Genomic DNA, 15,768 nt, shown 5'->3' with positions numbered 1-15,768 from the left:
TCCACATGGATGTTCCCCGCGCTTGGGAGAAGAACCAAAAATTTCTCCGTGAAACTTTTTGCCCTGGCTGGCGGCGGTCCGGGCCGGCCGCGGCGGGCGAAAGGGTGAACTTCATTGCCGGTTTAGGGGTCGGGACGCAGACTCGTTCATATTCGGCGGGCGGGCTTGAGTTCGGCCGCCGCCGCCGCGACTTTCCAGACACTGACAGCCCACCGGAATGAAACCACCGATGCGCCCGCTACCGACCCTGCTTGCCCTGACCGCCGCTGCCGCCTTTGGCGGATTTGCCGCGATTTCGCTGCACGAAAACCTCAACCAGCCGGCCCAGGCCGCGCCCGCGGCCATGGCCGCCGTCCCCACCGCCGCGGCGCTGCCGACGGCAGTGGGCGGCCAGCCGGTGCCGTCGCTGGCGCCGATGCTGAAAACGGTGATGCCGGCAGTGGTCAGCGTGTACACCACCCAGCGCGTGCGCATCCGCAACCCGTTTGCCGACGACCCGTTCTTCCGCCGGCTGTTCCCGGACATCCCGCAGGAGCGCATCAACCAGTCGCTGGGCTCGGGCGTGATTGTCGATGCCGCCAAGGGCTATGTGCTGACCAACCATCACGTCATCGAAGACGCCGACGATGTGCAGGTGACGCTGGCCGACGGGCGCACGCTGAAGGCCGAATTCCTGGGTTCGGACGCCGATACCGACGTGGCGCTGATCCGCATCCCGGCCGAGAACCTGACCGCCATTCCGCTGGCCGACAGCAGCCTGCTGGACGTGGGCGATTTTGTCGTGGCCATCGGCAATCCCTTCGGGCTGAGCCAGACGGTCACCTCGGGTATCGTTTCGGCGGTGGGCCGCAGCGGCATCCGCGGGCTGGGCCTGCAGAACTTCATCCAGACCGACGCCAGCATCAACCCCGGCAATTCCGGCGGCGCGCTGGTCAACCTGCAAGGGCAGCTGGTCGGCATCAACACCGCCAGCCTCAACCCGCGCGGCAGCATGGCCGGCAATATCGGCCTGGGCCTGGCCATTCCGTCCAACCTGGCGCGCGATGTGATGCGCCAGCTGGAAGCCACCGGCGAGGTGGTGCGCGGCACGCTGGGCCTGGAAACCCAGACCGTCGACGCGCGCCTGGCCACCGGCCTGAAGCTGGACAACCCGCGCGGCGCGCTGGTGACCCGGGTCTACGCCGGCTCCGGCGCGGCCGCGGCCGGCGTGCAGACCGGCGATGTGATCGTGGCGGTCAACGGCCAGCGCATCAACGATGCGCCGTCGCTGCACAACTTCGAGGGCCTGCAGCCGGTGGGCAGCACGCTGAACCTGGAAATCAGCCGCGACGGCAAGCCGCTGACCTTGCGCGCCAGCCTGAAGGAACAGCCGCGCGCAGTGGCCGGCGAAACGCTGGACCCGCGCCTGAGCGGCGCCAGCTTTGCCGACTTGCCCGAATCGCTGCGCCAGTCCGGCCTGCAGGGCGTGCAGGTCAAGGAAGTAGCCCGCGGCAGCCGCGCCGCGCAGAACCAGCTGCGCGCCGGCGACGTGGTCACCGCCGCCAGCAGCGGCGACTTCACCGATCTGGCCGGCTTCCGCGCCAGTTTCGAACGCAAGCCCCCGCAGTTGGTACTGCGTATCCTCCGCGGCAATGCCCAGGGCACGCTGCCGATGCAGTGAAAGAGCGAGGAACGAGAAACGAGAAACGAGAAGCGAGAAACGAGTGAAGAGGAGTGAGAAACGAGTGAAAAGGCGAGGAACGAGTGAACGCGGCTTTCGCTTCCCCTGGGCGGTGCTGTAGCCGAGCGGAGGAGCCAGGAGCGAGGCGTGAGGAGTAAAGAGTGAGTGAAAGAGGTCAGCTTTTCACTCGTTTCTCACTCCTCTTCACTCGTTTCTGGCTCTTCTTCACTCGTTTCTCGTTCCTCTCCACTCGTTTCTCGCTCCATCTGCGTTACGCTGACCGGGCACCCCCTTTTTTCCGCTGAAGGAGTAGACGATGAACATGCCCACTGCCACCGATGCCGTGAAAGAGAACCTGGGCGAGGCCGGTTCGCATCTGAAATCCGCTGCCAGCGCTGCCGGCGAGGCCATCAAGGGCGCGGCCAGCGCCGCCAGCGAGGAACTCAGGCTGGGCAAGGCCAACGTGAAAGCGGAGCTGGCCGACAGCGGCCTGGCCGGCCTGGCCGCCGCCGAGTCCGGCGGTGCCGCCGCCAAGGAGCAGGTCGATGCGCTGATGGACAAGGGCCGCGACCTGATCGACAGCGCCGCGGATCTGATCCGCGAACGCCCGCTGGCCTCGTTCGGCGTGGCCTTTGCCGCCGGCTGGATCATCGCCAAGCTGGCGCGCAGCGGCGGTGGCGACAAGTAAGCGCGCGTGACCGATAGCGACGACAGCGCGGGCGCGGAGAAGGCGCCCAGCCTGGAACAAAGCCTGCGCGAAGTCGGCGCGGCCGGGCGCGCCGCGTTCGGTGCTTCCCGCGATACCGGCCGCGCGTTGCGCCGGCTGGTGTCGGCGGATCTGGCGCTGGCGCGCAGTTCGCTGGGGCGCGCGCTGGCCTGGGTGGGCGTGGCGGTGGTGTTTGGCGGTTCCGCCTGGCTGCTGATTGCCGGCGCGCTGATCGCGCTGCTGCAGCGCCTGGGCTGGTCGTGGCTGCAGTCGCTGTCCTTTGCCGCGCTGCTGAGCGTGGCGGTCACCGCGCTGGCGGTATGGAAGGTGTCGCGCTACTTCGACCACGCCGGCATGCATGCCACCCGCCGCCAGCTGAGCCGGATGGGCCTGTTCGACGAGGACAGCGAGGACGAGGATCCGCCCGTGCGGGAAGAGCAGGTACAGGCAGGAAACACGCAGAAGGGAAGCCCGCAACGATGAACTTCGAAGCGCTGCAGCGGCGGGTGGAACGCGCCGAACGGCTGGTCGAAGGCCGTGCCGAGGAAGCCCGCGGCCAATGGCAGATACTGAAATCCGCCTGGCGGCAGGGCTGGACGCCGCTGCGCATCGTGGTGGCCGGCGGCGTGACCGGCTTCCTGGTCGGACGCTCCGAACCGCTGCGCGCGATGACCGGCGCGCGCTGGCTGCAGATGGTCGGCTCGATCTCCGGCATGATCGCCAGCCTGCAGGCCGCCGCCGCGGCCGAACAGGCCGAAGAAGCAGCCGAATCGGCCGAGGCCACCGCCCCAGATGCGCAGGCGCAAGGCGATGACAGCGGCTACGCGGAAGAACCGCTGGTCGACGAACGCTTCGACGAAGATCCGGTGACCGCGGTCCAGCCGCGCCCGGCCGAGGCGGCGACCGAACTTTCCGAACGCTGACAGGGCCCGAGGTTTCTGACTAGCACGATGCTTCAGTTCCCTTCTCCCTTTGGGAGAAGGTGCCCCGAAGGGGCGGATGAGGGAATGGCAACGACTCGCCATCCACCTTTGCTACAAGCGGACGCTTCCTTCCCTCATCCGTCGCTACGCGCCACCTTCTCCCGTAGGGAGAAGGAAAGGCTCAATGCCTTCACCCCAAAAGGGAGAAGGAAGCTGAGATTCGACTCAGGAGCGCATGCACCCACCCCGCGCTGCATCATGCGTTACTGACCTCCCAGGCGCGATAATCGCGGTTCCGCAGCCGCCGTTGGAAGGTGCCCGCCATGCCGTCCCCCGACGAACCGCTGCCAGCCGATCCGCAACCTGCCGAGGCCGCCACGCCACCGCCGCGCCCGCGCGCATCGGCACCGCTGCTGTTGCTGACCATCCTGGCGGTCGGCTTTACCTTGTGGGCGGCACAGCCGGTGCTGTTGCCGGTGCTGCTGGCGATGTTCTTCGCCCTGGTCGGCAATCCCATCATCCGCCTGCTGCGGCGGCTGTACCTGCCGCGTTTCATTGCCGCGCTGCTGGTATTGCTGGGCGGGATGACCGGCGCGGCGCTGCTGGGCAACCAGTTGCTGCCGCCGGCGATGGAGTGGGCGCGCCAGGCCCCGCGCGAAATGCGCCAGTTGGCCTCCAAGCTGCACGCGCTGACCAAGCCGGTGCAGGACGCCAACCAGGCCGCGGAGAATTTTGCCCGCGCCGCCGGCGGCACCGCCGGCAAGCGCCCGCCCATCGTGCTCACCGCCCAGGACGACCCGTACCGGCGGTTGCTGGCCACGCCGCGGCTGCTGGCGTCGATTCTGGCGGTGGTGCTGCTGACGTTCTTCTTCATGGTGTACGGCGACAACCTGCAGCGCAACGCCATTGCCCTGCTGCCCGGCCGCCAGCAGAAGAAGCTCACCGTGGGCATCCTGCAATCGATAGAACGCGAGGTGTCGCGCTATGTGCTGACCATCAGCCTGATCAACCTGGTGGTGGGCATGGTCTTTGCCGGCGTGATGTATGCGCTGAAGTTTCCGCTGGACGAGGCGCTGCTGTGGGGCACGCTGGTGGCGCTGCTGAATTTCGCGCCCTACGTGGGGCCGCTGATCGGCGTGATGCTGATGCTGCTGGTGGGCTTTGTCACCTTCGACGAACTGTGGCAGTCGCTGCTGCCGGCCGGCGCCTATCTGGCGTTGCATACGCTGGAGGGTCAGTTGATCACGCCGATCGTGCTGGGCCGGCGGATGGCGTTGTCGCCGTTGGTGCTGATCCTGGCGTTGATGTTGTTCGGTTGGATGTGGGGAATCATCGGTCTGTTGTTGGCGGTGCCGTTGTTGGTCTGCATCAAGTTGGTGTTGGCCAAGGTGGAGGGAATGGAGGGGTGGGCACGGTTGTTGGAGTAGGGGTTGCTGGTTTTTTTTACTTCATTCCTATGAAAGCTTTGACCAACTCTGCTGGCGAAGAGCTTTGACCAGCTCTGCTGTTGAAGAGCGTTGACCGGCGTTGCAGTTGAAAAGCGGTTGACCAGCTTCGCGGTTTAGAAGCGTTTCGCACCTGGCGGTGCGAGTTACTTTTCTTGTGTGGCCAAGAAAAGGTAACCAAAAGAAGGCCACCCCGGCGGCGCGCCCTCCGCGCGTTGCGCTACGGGTCCGCAAGCAGGCCGGGAATTTCCGGACGGCACATCCATGTGCCTTCCGGAAACGGCGCGCGTCGTGCGCGCCGCCCCTGCGGGGTTTAACCCGTCCCGCTTGCCGCGCCTCAGGGGCCCCTTGAAAAGCAACCGCAAAGGCAACTGCAAAAGCGAAAGCTGGCGCACGGGCAGCCTGAATGTCCGTTGTTGCTGTTGTTGTTGCTGTTGCTGTTGCTGTTGCTGTTGCTGCTGTTGCTGCTGTTGCTGTTGCTGTTGCTGTTGCTGTTGTTGTTGTTGTTGTTGTTGCTTTCAGCTTTTGACTTTTCGGGTCCCTTGAGGCGTGGCGGAGGGGACGGGGAAGAACCCATAGGGCGGCGCACATGGACGTGCGCCGTTTCCGGAAGGGGCAGGATGCCCCGTCCGGAAATCCCCGGCCCCGCAGCGTACCTGGAGCGCACAGCGCGGAAGGCGCGCCGCCGGGTGGTCTTTCTTTTGGTTACTTTTCTTTGGCCACGCAAAGAAGCGCTTTTCAACAGCCGAATGGCTGGTCAAAGTGACTCGCGCCGACAGGTGCGAAAGCTTTTCAACAGCAGCGCCGGTAAACACTCTTCAATAGTTGAGCGGGTCAATGCGCTTCAACAGGAAGCATGTCAACGTCCGTCAACAGCAAAATCCGCTCAACGCCCACAGTCGGCAAGACAACAACACCAAAACCCGGAATACCCCCAATCCAACGCCCCCACCCCCTTCGCGCTAAAATGCCGCCAATGAGCTTCCCCCTGCGCGCCATCACCCTCGACCTCGACGACACCCTCTGGCCGTTCGCCCCGATCGGCGCACGCATCGACCAGGTCCTGCACGACTGGATGCGAGTGCACAGCCCGCGCACCGCCGAACGCTTCCCGGTGGCCGCGATGCGCGAATTGCGCGAACGCTCGTTCGCAGAAAATCCGCACCTGCACCACGACCTCAGCGCGCTGCGGCGGCTGACCCTGCAGCAGGCGCTGGCCGAGAGCGGCGCCGACCCCGAACTGCTGGAACCGGCCTACGAAGTGTTCTACGCCGCGCGCAACCAGGTCCAGTGCTATCCCGATGCGCTCGACGCGCTGGCGCGGCTCGCTGCCAAAGTGCCGGTGGCGGCGGTCAGCAACGGCAATGCCGATCTGCAGCGGATCGGCCTGTCGCAGCATTTCGTTTTCCAGCTGGGCTCGCGCGAACACGGCGCCGCCAAGCCCGACGCCAGCATCTTCCACGCCGCCTGCGCGCGGCTGGGCGCCGCCCCGGGCGAAGTGCTGCATGTGGGCGATCACATCGAGATGGACGTGCTGGGCGCGGCCCGCGCCGGCCTGCGCAGTTGCTGGCTCAACCGCGAAGCGCAGCGCTGGTCGCATCCGTCGCTGCGCCCGGATCTGGAATTCCACACCCTGACCGCGCTGGCCGACTGGCTGGATGCGCATCCCTCTTTCGCCACGGAGCATGCCGCCGCATGAGCCTTCCCCACGGATTCACCGACATTTCCTCGCCCTCGCTGCCGCTGCATGTGCTGGAGCGCAGCCAACTGGCCGACTGGCGCGCCAGCCAGCCGGCCGCCATCGGCGCCTGGCTGGATGCGCAGAACTTCACCGCCGCGCCGGGTTCGCTGCTGGCGCTTCCGGGCGAATCCGGCATCGGCGGGGCGATTGTCGGCATTGGCGATCCGCTGGACCCGTATTCGTACGCGCATGCGCCGTTCGCGCTGCCGCAGGGTAGCTGGCAGCTGGCCACCGCGCTGGAACAGGCGCAGCGCGCGGCATTGCAACTGGGCTGGGGCCTGGGCAGCTACCGCTTCGATCGCTACAAGCAGCCGCCGCGGTCGCCGGCGCGGCTGGTGCTGGAACAGGCCGACGCCGAGGCGCTGGACCTGCTGGCGGCCAGCCTGCGCGTGCGCGACCTGGTCAATACGCCCACCGAGCACATGGGCCCGGACGAGCTGGAAGCCGTTGCCCGCGAGATTGCGCAGGCCCATGGCGCGAGCGTCGAGGTGACGGCCGGCGATGAACTGCTGGCGCAGAACTTCCCCGCCATCCACGCGGTGGGCCGCGCCTCGCACCGAGCGCCGCGGCTGATCGCGCTGCGTTGGGGCCAGGCGGACCACCCGCATGTGGCGCTGGTCGGCAAGGGCGTTTGCTTCGACACCGGCGGGCTGGACATCAAGCCGGCCGACGGCATGCGCAACATGAAGAAGGACATGGGCGGCGCGGCGCACGCGCTGGCGCTGGCGCAACTGGTGATGGCGCGGAAACTGCCGGTGCGGCTGACCGTGCTGGTGCCGGCGGTGGAAAATGCCATCGGTCCCAATGCGTTCCGCCCCGGCGAAGTCATCGCCACCCGCCAGGGCATCAGCGTGGAGATCGACAACACCGATGCCGAGGGCCGGGTCATCCTGTGCGATGCGCTGACCTATGCCGGCGAGCAGTCGCCGGACATCGTGCTGGATTTCGCCACGCTGACCGGCGCGGCGCGCATTGCGCTGGGCCCGGACCTGCCGGCGCTGTTCGCCAATGACGATACGCTGGCCAACGACTGGATTGCCGCCGGCGAGCAGCTGCGCGACCCGGTCTGGCGGATGCCGTTGTGGCGCCCCTACCTGCGCTACCTGACCAGCAACATCGCCGACCTGGCCAACGCCGGTTCGCGCATGGCCGGTGCGGTCACCGCCGCGCTGTACCTGGAGCGCTTTGTCCCGGCCGGGCAGAAGTGGGCGCACCTGGACGTGTACGCCTGGAACGACAGCGACCGCCCCGGCCGCCCCGCCGGCGGCGAAGCGCTGGCCCTGCGCAGCGCCTACGCCATGCTGAAGGCGCGCTACCCGGGTTGAGGCGCGCTTCCCGCTTCCCTGCTCCCTGTAGGAGCGACGTCAGTCGCGACAGCGCCCCGATAGCCGCTCACCATGCAAGGCGATGAACGCACCACCGCACGCCCGAATGGAGAGAACAACCTGCCTTCTGCACGGGTGTTGAGCGCGCGGTCGCGACTGCGCCCCGATAGCCGCTCACCATGCAAGGCGATGAACGCGCCACCGCACGCCCGAATGGAGAACAACCTGCTTTCTGCGCAGGCGTTGAGCGCGCGGTCGCGACTGACCCGCACCGGCATGCCGGCGCGACTCCTACAGGCGACAACCTGCAGCGTCCTTTACAACCAGCCCCGCTGCCGCGCCAGCCGGTAGGCTTCGATGCGGTTGCCCACGCCGAGCTTGCCGATGGCCTCGGACAGGTAGTTGCGCACGGTGCCTTGCGAGAGGTTGAGCTGGCGGGCGATCTCGCCGGCGGACTGGCCTTCGCCGGCCAGCCGCAGCACCTGGCGTTCGCGGTCGTTGAGCGGATCGGCGTCGGACCACGCTTCCAGCGCCAGTTGCGGATCGATGGCGCGGCCGCCGCGATGCACCTTGCGCAGCGCCTCGGCCAGATCCTCGGCAGGCGCATCCTTCAGCAGATAGCCGCAGACGCCGGCCTCCAGCGCACGGCGCAGAAAGCCGCTGCGGGCGAACGTGGTGACGATGACCACCTTGCACGGCAGCTCCTGCCGGTGGATGCGCTGGGCCAGCTCCAGCCCGGTCAGGCCGGGCATCTCGATGTCGGTGACCAGCAGATCCGGCTTCAACCGCTGCAGTTCGCGCCAGGCGCTCTCGCCATCCGCCGCGCTGCCGACCACGTCGATGTCGTCCTCCAGGTTCAGCAGCGCCGACAACGCGCCACGCACCATGGCCTGGTCTTCGGCAAGCAGTACGCGAATCATCGGCGGCATCGGCAGCAAGGGACGGCGTACACGCTATCAAATCGCAGGACGATTGGTTGCCCGCTGCAGGAGCGATGTGAGTCGCGACCGCGCGCCCCGGTGCCTGCGCAGAAAGCGGGTTGTTCTCCATTCGGGCGCGCTGCGGCGCGTTCATTCCCTTGCATGGTGAGTGGCTATCGGGGCGCAGTCGCGAAGTCTTGCAGACACCGGCAATGCGAAGGGACACGGATGACAAGCCAGTGCCTTCGGTATTCATCCGCTTTCATCCGTGTCGAATGGCTTGCGACTCACCCTCACCGGCTTGCCGGCGCGACTGCCACCATGTCTTCAAGCCGATGGGGCTCGGAGGGTGCATCCCCCGCTTCGCCCGACGGCAGCGGCAGCGTGACCTCCACGCAGGTGCCCTGCCGCGGTACGGACTCGATACGCAAGCGGCCGCCGCGCGCTTCCACCCGTTCGCGCATGCCGGTCAGGCCATTGCCGGGCGCCATCGCGCCGCCGACGCCATTATCGCGGACGTGCAGGGTCACCTGCTGCGAGTCGCTCTGCAGCGATACCTCGGCCAGGCTGGCGCGGGCGTGCCGCTGGATGTTGGTGACGGCCTCGCGCAGGGTCAGCGCGAGCACGGTTTCCAGTTCCGACGGGATCGGCGCTTCCTCGGCGGTATAGCGGAAGGCCACGCCGTCCGATTCCAGCAGCAGCTTGGCCGACGCCAGTTCGCCCGCCAGTCCGGCCGCACGGATGCCGGTCACCGCACGCCGCACCTGCGCCAGCGCATCGCGCGCGACCCGGCTGACCTCGTCGATTTCGCGCCGCGCTGCGACCGGGTCGCGCTCCATCAGCCGGCCGGCCAGGTCCGACTTCAGCGCCACCAGCGACAAGGTATGGCCCAGCAGATCGTGCAGATCGCGGCCGATGCGTTCGCGTTCGGCCAGCGCGGCCAGGCGGCGGACTTCGTCGTGCGAAAACTTCAGTGCCGCTTCGCGCTCGTGGTTGATGCGTTCGACCGTCACCATGGCAGCGACCACCGCGGTGACCACCGGCATCCATACCAGCGCCTGCCACGGATAGCCCAGATGGCGCGCGTAGACCGCCAGCACCGCATTCAGCACGGCCAATAGCGCGAAGTAGCCCAGGATCGAGCGCCCGCGCCGCGGCTGCAACATCACGCAGCCGAATACGAAATAGCTCAGTCCCGACGGGTACCACGGCAGCAGCGCCAGGCACATCCCGACGATGGCCAGTGCGCAGGCGCGGGCCCTGCGCGGCGCGGCGATCAGCGCCATCGCATACAGCCACAGGAACAACGGGTACGACACCAGCGTAAGCAAGGCCCACAGCGCGGTGTAGCCGAACGCGCCCCCCGACATCGCCGGGGTCAGGAACACCCACACCGTCCAGACCAGGTGGATGGCCTGCAGCCACGGCGAGCGCCCCATGCGCAGGTCGTGCGCGGCCAGCGAATCCGGCTGCGGCGTCAGCCAGCGGGGAAGCGGAGGCAGTTTCACGGTCGGCTCCTCTGATGGCCTGCGGCCATTCTGCGTCTGCGCTGCGGCTGTGATAAGTGGCGTTGTTCAGACGAATCAGATGACATCTGTCACTGGAATCGGCCGCGGCCGGCCGCCACCATGCACCGCCATGCCGGCCACCCGTGGCGGCCGGCCGCCGGCGCGAAGTGACTTCCGGCAGCTAGGCTCGTGTAGCCTGTGCGGTCACACTTGCCCCATTGCCACGTCCAGGTAAGCGATGAACAGCCCGAACACCTCCGCCGAACTGCTGAAGGAACTCCGCATCGACCGCAAGACGCCTGCGCCGCAGCCAGGCTCCCGGCGCGGCCTATGGATTGCGCTGATCGCCGCGGCGGTGGTGCTGCTTGCGGCGCTGGCGGCCTGGGCGATGCTGGGCCGCAGCAAAGCCATCGAAGTACGTACCGCTCCCACCGTAGCGCTGGGCAATGGCGGCGCCTCGGCGTCGGTGCTGGACGCCTCCGGCTACGTGGTGGCGCGGCGGATGGCCACGGTGTCGGCCAAGATCACCGGCAAGGTCAAGGACATCCTGATCGAGGAAGGCATGGTGGTGGAGGCCGACCAGGTCATGGCCACGCTGGATCCGATCGATGCCAATGCCTCGCGCGCGCTGGCCGCCGCCCAGTTGCAGGCCGCGCGCAGCCAGGCCGGCAGCATCCAGGCGCAGCTGCTGGAAGCCGACGCCAACGCCCGCCGGCTGGACACGCTGGTCAGGCAGCAACTGGTGTCGCAGTCGCAGTTCGAGCAGGCCGTCGCCCAGCGCGATTCCCTGCGTGCGCAGTTGGTGACTTCGCAGCGCAACGCCCAGGTTGCCGCCGATCAGCTGCGCATTGCCGACCTGGGACTGGACAATACCGTCGTACGCGCGCCGTTCGCCGGCGTGGTGATCGCCAAGGCCGCGCAGCCGGGCGAGATCGTTTCGCCGCTGTCGGCCGGCGGCGGTTTCACCCGCACCGGCATCGGCACCATCGTCGACATGGATTCGCTGGAAGTGGAAGTGGAGGTCAACGAATCCTTCATCGGCCGCGTGCAACCGAAGATGCCGGTGCAGGCCACGCTGAACGCCTATCCCGACTGGCAGATCCCCGGCGAGGTCATCGCCATCATCCCCACCGCCGACCGCAGCAAGGCCACGGTCAAGGTGCGGGTGGCGCTGAACGTCAAGGATCCGCGCATCGTGCCGGACATGGGCGTGCGGGTGAGCTTCCTGGAAGCGGCCAAACCCCAACAGGCCGAGCAGCCCAAGGGCGTGCGCGCACCGGCCGCGGCGGTGTTCGAACGCGACGGCAGCCAGCGCGCGTTCGTGGTGACCGAAGAAGACATCGCGGAACTGCGCACGCTGAAGGTGGCCGGCAAACTGGGCGACGACGTCCACGTCAGCGAAGGCCTGGCCCCCGGCGAAGCGGTGGTGCTGGATCCGCCCGCCGAACTGACCAACGGCGCCAAGGTGAAGCTGGCGGAAGAGTAGACAATATCGAAGCGGCGCGCGCGGGGATTCCGACGCTGCGACGAAATCGATGAAGTGAAAAACTGTTGCTGTTGCTGTTGCTTTTGACTTTGCTGTTGCATCTGCTCTATTGAGCCGTAGAGCGAGCCGAGCACCGCAGGCGGATACGGCCGAAGAGGCGCCCTTGTCTGAGCGCAGCGAGTTTGGGCGCCGTGCCGTATCCGGCGAGGAGCGCAGGGCACCGATGCGGCTCCATCGCATCGGCGAGTGTCAGGCTCAAGCGGTTTTGGTTCCTTTTGCCAAGACAAAAGGAACTCGCGCGAAAGCGCGGCTTTCAACGGCGAAGCCGGTCAAGCTTTTGCTCTTGCAGTTGCAGTTGCAGTCGCCAATATCGCCGTCATCGGATCTACCTATGCAGACCAATGCAGCAAGGCACCGGTCTCAATCAGGACAGAACCCGCCCTGAATTACCCGTAAAAATCGCAGTCCCAGGACACAGCACCCCGAACGCCACCGAAGGAAAACGCCCATGTCATCACTGGTCTCCATCCGCAACCTCACCAAGACCTACCAGCGCGGCCCCGAGAAAGTCCAGGTGCTGCACGGCATCGACCTGGACATCACCCACGGCGACTTCGTCGCGCTGATGGGTCCGTCCGGCTCGGGCAAGACCACCCTGTTGAACCTGATCGGCGGGCTGGACAACCCCAGCGGCGGCGAAATCGACATCGAAGGCCAGCGCATCGACCAGATGAACGATGCCCAGCTGGCGCAGTGGCGCAGCCACCATGTCGGCTTCGTGTTCCAGTTCTACAACCTGATGCCCACGCTGACCGCGCAGAAGAACGTGGAGCTGCCGCTGCTGCTGACCAAGCTGGGCGCGGCCCAGCGCAAGCGCAACGCCGAAGTCGCGCTGCAGCTGGTGGGCCTGGCCGACCGCGGCTCGCACCGCCCCAACGAACTGTCCGGCGGCCAGCAGCAACGCGTGGCCATCGCCCGCGCCATCGTTTCCGACCCCACCTTCCTGATCTGCGACGAACCGACCGGCGACCTGGACCGGCATTCGGCCGAAGAGATCCTGGGCCTGCTGCAGCAGCTCAACCGCGAGCACGGCAAGACCATCATCATGGTCACCCACGACCCCAAGGCCGCCGAGTACGCCACCCACACCATCCACCTGGACAAGGGCGAGCTGACCGACACCCCGGCGACGCACTGACGCATACCCGCTCTCCCTGTCCAACGGGAGAGATTGGAGGAACGTGCCGTCGGACTCGCGTTTACGCGGGACCACGCACTCCTCCCCGATCCTTCCCTGCCTTTGCGGGAAGGGAGTCAAACACGGAGGCACCATGAAATATTTCTCCCTGATCTGGTCCGCGTTGTTCCGCAGCAAGACCCGCACCCTGCTGACGCTGCTGTCGGTGGTGGCGGCATTCCTGCTGTTCGGCCTGCTGGACTCGGTACGCGTGGCATTCACGTCCGGCGGCGGCGTCGCCGGCGCCGACCGTCTGGTCGTATCCTCGCGGCTGTCGCTGACGCAGATGCTGCCGCTGAACCTGGAGCAGAAAATCGCCGCCACGCCGGGCGTGCAGAAGGTCGCCTATGCGGCCTGGTTCGGCGGCATCTACAAGGATCCCAGGAATTTCTTCCCCAACTTCTCGGTGGGTCCGGGCTATCTGGATCTCTACCCCGAGTACATCATTCCGCCGGAGCAACTGAAGGCGTGGGAGCAGGACCGCACCGGCGCGGTGGTCGGCGAATCGCTGGCCAAGACCCACGGCTGGAAGATCGGCGACACCATCCCGCTGCAGGCCACCATCTTTCCGCAGAAGGACGGCAGCAACGCCTGGCCGCTGACCTTGCGCGGGATCTTCCGCGTGGCCGACGACAAGAAGAAGGGCGAAGAGAACCAGTTGCTGTTCCACTGGAAGTATTTCGACGAGGCCAACCAGTACGTCAACGGCTACGTCGGCTGGTACATGGTCAAACTCGACAACGTCGATCACGCCACCCGCGTGGCCAAGGCCATCGACGCGATCTCGGAGAACTCCGACCGCGAGACCAAGTCGCAGACCGAGCAGGCGTTCAACCAGTCGTTCCTGAAGCAGTTCGCCGACATCGGCTTCATCGTCACCGCCATCATGGGCGCGGTGTTCTTCACCCTGCTGCTGCTGACCGGCAACACCATGGCGCAGGCGGTGCGCGAACGCATTCCCGAACTGGCGGTGCTGAAGACGCTGGGCTTCAACAACCGCACCGTGCTGCTGCTGGTGCTGGCCGAATCGGTGCTGCTGGTAGTGCTGGGCGGCGCCATCGGCATGGGCCTGGCCGCGGTGATTGTGCCGGGACTGGCCGCCGCCAGCCGCGGCGCCATGCCGGTGGGCAGCGTGCCGCTGGAGACGTGGCTGATGGGCCTGCTGCTGATGGTGCTCATTGGCGTGGTGGTGGGTACGCTGCCGGCGATGCGCGCAATGCGGCTGAAGATCGTCGATGCGCTGGCCGGGCGCTGACCGTGAACCGCAACCGCCTGCGCGGCGCTGCCGCGAGTTTTCCAAGAACCCCCGGCGCGCAACGCCGGGCCGGATGGCAGTCCATCGGCATTGGAGTTGAGCGATGAAGAACAAGAAATGGTTGTGGAATCTGGTTTCCGTGGTGCTGCTGGCCGTCGGCCTGGGCCTGTGGATCGCCCTGCCATGGCAGGGTGTGCTGGGCGTGGTGGTGCTGGTGGGGCTGTGGCTGGCGTTGACGCGTAGCGGCCGGGTGGCGCTGGCGGCCACGCGCATCGGCATCGCCAGCCTGCCGCAACGCTGGGGCGCCTCGTCGGTGATCATCGTCGGCATTGCCGGCGTGGTCGGCGTGCTGGTGGCGATGCTGGCGATGGGCGAAGGCTTCGAGGCCACGCTGAAGCAGACCGGCAACGACACTACCGCCATCCTGCTGCGCGGCGGTTCGCAGGCCGAGACCAATTCGGTCATCAACCGCGATCAGTCGCCGCTGATCGGCAGCCTGCCCGGCGTGGCCAAGGATGCGCAGGGCCGGGCGGTGATGTCGGCCGAGCTGTCGCAGGTGGTCAACCTGCCCACCGCCAGCACCGGCGAGGACGCCAACGCGCAGTTCCGCGGCGTCAGCGATGCGGCCTGGGCCATCCGCCCGCAGATCAAGCTGATCGAAGGACGCAAGTTCAATGTCGGCGTGCGCGAGATCGTGGTCGGCCAGGGCGCCAAGGGCCAGTACCGCGGCCTGGAGGTCGGCAAGACCATCAAGCTGGGCAACCAGGACTGGACCGTGGTGGGCGTGTTCGCCTCGGGCGATGCGTTCGATTCGGAGCTGTGGACCGATATCGAAACGCTGTCCTCGGCCTACGACCGCCGCGCCTACCAGTCGGTCACCGTGGGCCTGGACGGCAAGGACGGTTTCAATCAGTTGAAGGCGGCGTTGGACAACGATCCGCGGTTGAAGCTGGACGTGCAGACCACGCGCGACTACTACTCCAAGCAGACCGAGATGCTGACCAACCTGATCCGCATCCTGGGCATGGTCATCGGCAGCATCATGGCCGTCGGCGCGGTGTTCGGCGCGCTCAACACGATGTACGCGGCGGTGGCCGGGCGCGCGCGCGAGATCGCCACCATGCGCGCGATCGGATTCCGCGGCCTGCCGGTGGTGATGGCGGTGATGCTGGAAACCATGCTGCTGGCGCTGCTGGGCGGCGTGCTGGGCGGCCTGATTGCCTGGGCCGTCTTCAACGGCTACAGCGTGGCCACGCTGGGCTCCAACTTCAGCCAGGTGGTGTTCCAGTTCAAGGTCTCGCCAGGACTGCTGTGGAGCGGACTGAAATGGGCGCTGGGCATCGGCCTGGTCGGCGGGCTGTTCCCGGCGCTGCGCGCTGCGCGGCTGCCGATCACCGCCGCGCTGCGCGCGCTTTGAGCGCTGGGGCCTGTCCCCGCCCGCAGCTGGCACTCCCCCCTCTCCCGCTTGCGGGAGAGGGTTTAGATTCGTCCCGCTTGCGGGAGAGGGTTTAGATTCGTCCCGCTTGCGGGAGAGGGCCGGGGTGAGGGCCCGCGGCCATGCC

The 15,768-nt window shown here is 67.0% G+C and carries 14 protein-coding genes; 12 read left to right on the top strand and 2 right to left on the bottom strand.

Annotated elements, in window-relative coordinates; all coding sequences use genetic code 11:
• Positions 1-229: 229 nt before the first annotated feature.
• From CRO39_RS05495 to CRO39_RS05460, 8 genes are all read left to right on the top strand, one after another.
• Positions 230-1,660, top strand: coding sequence for a Do family serine endopeptidase (locus CRO39_RS05495; RefSeq protein WP_097120882.1), 1,431 nt, complete (start codon positions 230-232; stop codon positions 1,658-1,660).
• Between the two features lie 316 nt (positions 1,661-1,976).
• A complete protein-coding gene (locus tag CRO39_RS05490; RefSeq protein WP_097120881.1) occupies positions 1,977-2,348 on the top strand; it encodes a hypothetical protein in 372 nt (123 codons plus the stop codon).
• Positions 2,349-2,354: 6 nt separating this feature from the next.
• Complete coding sequence (locus CRO39_RS05485; RefSeq protein WP_097120880.1) at positions 2,355-2,849, top strand: phage holin family protein; 495 nt, start codon at positions 2,355-2,357, stop codon at positions 2,847-2,849.
• On the top strand, positions 2,846-3,289 hold the full coding sequence (locus tag CRO39_RS05480; protein ID WP_097120879.1) for a protein sip-5: 444 nt from the start codon (positions 2,846-2,848) through the stop codon (positions 3,287-3,289). Before CRO39_RS05485 ends, CRO39_RS05480 begins: the two co-directional genes overlap by 4 nt.
• Positions 3,290-3,612: 323 nt before the next feature.
• Entirely contained in the window at positions 3,613-4,716 is a 1,104-nt protein-coding gene (locus tag CRO39_RS05475; protein WP_097120878.1) for an AI-2E family transporter, read from the top strand.
• Positions 4,717-5,140: 424 nt separating this feature from the next.
• On the top strand, positions 5,141-5,263 hold the full coding sequence (locus tag CRO39_RS21285) for a hypothetical protein (protein WP_274382246.1): 123 nt from the start codon (positions 5,141-5,143) through the stop codon (positions 5,261-5,263).
• Positions 5,264-5,710: 447 nt separating this feature from the next.
• Complete coding sequence (locus tag CRO39_RS05465) at positions 5,711-6,433, top strand: HAD family hydrolase (RefSeq protein WP_097120877.1); 723 nt, start codon at positions 5,711-5,713, stop codon at positions 6,431-6,433.
• The gene (locus CRO39_RS05460) at positions 6,430-7,800 is read left to right on the top strand and encodes a leucyl aminopeptidase family protein (RefSeq protein ID WP_097120876.1); all 1,371 of its coding nucleotides are present in this window, start codon (positions 6,430-6,432) and stop codon (positions 7,798-7,800) included. The genes CRO39_RS05465 and CRO39_RS05460 overlap by 4 nt, the downstream gene beginning before the upstream one ends.
• A gap of 317 nt (positions 7,801-8,117) precedes the next feature.
• Here CRO39_RS05460 and CRO39_RS05455 read toward each other — a convergent pair whose 3' ends face one another.
• On the bottom strand, positions 8,118-8,720 hold the full coding sequence (locus CRO39_RS05455) for a response regulator transcription factor (protein ID WP_097121301.1): 603 nt from the start codon (positions 8,718-8,720) through the stop codon (positions 8,118-8,120).
• 293 nt (positions 8,721-9,013) lie between these two features.
• Complete coding sequence (locus tag CRO39_RS05450) at positions 9,014-10,228, bottom strand: sensor histidine kinase (protein WP_097120875.1); 1,215 nt, start codon at positions 10,226-10,228, stop codon at positions 9,014-9,016.
• A 238-nt stretch (positions 10,229-10,466) separates the two neighbouring features.
• On the opposite strand from CRO39_RS05450, the gene CRO39_RS05445 reads away from it, so the two are divergent.
• The 4 genes from CRO39_RS05445 to CRO39_RS05425 all read left to right on the top strand — a co-directional run bounded on the left by CRO39_RS05445 (position 10,467) and on the right by CRO39_RS05425 (position 15,623).
• Complete coding sequence (locus CRO39_RS05445; protein WP_097120874.1) at positions 10,467-11,714, top strand: efflux RND transporter periplasmic adaptor subunit; 1,248 nt, start codon at positions 10,467-10,469, stop codon at positions 11,712-11,714.
• A gap of 508 nt (positions 11,715-12,222) precedes the next feature.
• Positions 12,223-12,912, top strand: a complete 690-nt coding sequence (locus tag CRO39_RS05435) for an ABC transporter ATP-binding protein (protein ID WP_097120873.1) — start codon at positions 12,223-12,225, stop codon at positions 12,910-12,912.
• A gap of 133 nt (positions 12,913-13,045) precedes the next feature.
• Positions 13,046-14,206 carry an ABC transporter permease gene (locus tag CRO39_RS05430; protein ID WP_097120872.1) on the top strand — a complete coding sequence of 387 codons (1,161 nt, stop codon included), beginning with the start codon at positions 13,046-13,048 and terminating at the stop codon, positions 14,204-14,206.
• 103 nt (positions 14,207-14,309) lie between these two features.
• Positions 14,310-15,623 carry an ABC transporter permease gene (locus CRO39_RS05425; RefSeq protein ID WP_097120871.1) on the top strand — a complete coding sequence of 438 codons (1,314 nt, stop codon included), beginning with the start codon at positions 14,310-14,312 and terminating at the stop codon, positions 15,621-15,623.
• Positions 15,624-15,768 lie beyond the last annotated feature (145 nt).

Source organism: Pseudoxanthomonas wuyuanensis (genome assembly GCF_900215535.1).
GTDB classification, from domain to species: domain Bacteria; phylum Pseudomonadota; class Gammaproteobacteria; order Xanthomonadales; family Xanthomonadaceae; genus Pseudoxanthomonas_A; species Pseudoxanthomonas_A wuyuanensis.
Note: the sequence above shows the minus strand (reverse complement) of the source record. Positions and strands in the feature narration are given on the sequence as shown.